Origin of the sequence: Bartonella sp. OC68QHHN, assembly GCF_042193875.1 — a bacterium.
Taxonomy (GTDB): Bacteria; Pseudomonadota; Alphaproteobacteria; order Rhizobiales; family Rhizobiaceae; genus Bartonella; species Bartonella grahamii_A.
In genome coordinates this window covers 1-1,190 of record NZ_JBHIME010000057.1, presented here as the reverse complement: position 1 = coordinate 1,190, position 1,190 = coordinate 1, and the positions used below count along the sequence as shown (strand labels likewise).

The following is a 1,190-nucleotide window of genomic DNA, read 5'->3' as shown; positions in this document are numbered from 1 at the left end:
TCAACAAGCATTATTTATTCAATGATCTTAGAGACGATACCGGCACCAACAGTACGACCACCTTCACGAATAGCAAAACGAAGTTTCTCTTCCATCGCTATCGGAACGATCAACGAAACATCCATGGCAACATTGTCGCCTGGCATAACCATTTCCGTTCCTTCTGGAAGTGTAACAATACCTGTAACATCCGTCGTACGGAAATAAAACTGAGGACGATAATTCGTGAAAAATGGTGTATGACGTCCACCTTCATCTTTTGTCAAAATATAAGCTTCTGCTTTAAAACGTGTATGAGGCGTAACGGATCCTGGCTTCGCCAATACTTGACCACGCTCAATCCCTTCACGATCAACACCACGAAGCAGAGCTCCTATATTATCACCCGCTTGACCTTGATCTAAAAGCTTACGGAACATTTCAACGCCTGTAACCGTCGTCTTAGACGTTGGACGAATACCGATGATCTCGATTTCCTCTCCAACCTTAATAATACCACGCTCAACACGACCCGTAACAACAGTTCCACGACCCGAAATCGAAAATACATCCTCTATCGGCATCAAAAATGGTTGATCAACAGGACGTTCAGGAGTTGGAATATAATTATCAACTTCACTCATTAAAAGACGGACAGCATCTTCACCAATACTTTTATCCTTATCCTCAAGGGCTGCCAACGCAGAACCCTTAACAATTGGTATATCATCGCCTGGGAAATCATATTTGGATAAAAGTTCTCGAACCTCAAGCTCTACAAGCTCCAAAAGTTCTGCATCATCAACCTGATCAACTTTATTAAGAAAAACAACAATTGCCGGAACACCAACCTGACGCGCAAGCAAAATATGCTCACGTGTCTGAGGCATTGGGCCATCGGCCGCTGAAACAACCAAAATAGCACCATCCATCTGCGCTGCCCCTGTGATCATGTTCTTTACATAATCAGCGTGTCCTGGACAATCAACGTGTGCATAGTGACGATTTTCCGTTTCATACTCAACATGTGCTGTAGAAATAGTAATTCCACGTGCGCGTTCCTCTGGGGCAGCATCAATTTGGTCATAGGCTTTAAATTCACCAAAATATTTCGTAATCGCTGCTGTCAACGAGGTCTTCCCATGATCAACGTGACCAATCGTACCAATATTAACATGCGGTTTTGTTCGTTCAAACTTGCTCTTCGCCAT

General features: G+C 43.4%; 1 protein-coding gene. It reads right to left on the bottom strand.

Translation table 11 applies throughout. From position 1 onward, the window contains the following. Positions 1-14: 14 nt before the first annotated feature. On the bottom strand, positions 15-1,190 hold a 1,176-nt coding region (gene tuf, locus ACFIJ0_RS06675), incomplete at its 5' end, for an elongation factor Tu (RefSeq protein ID WP_330167429.1).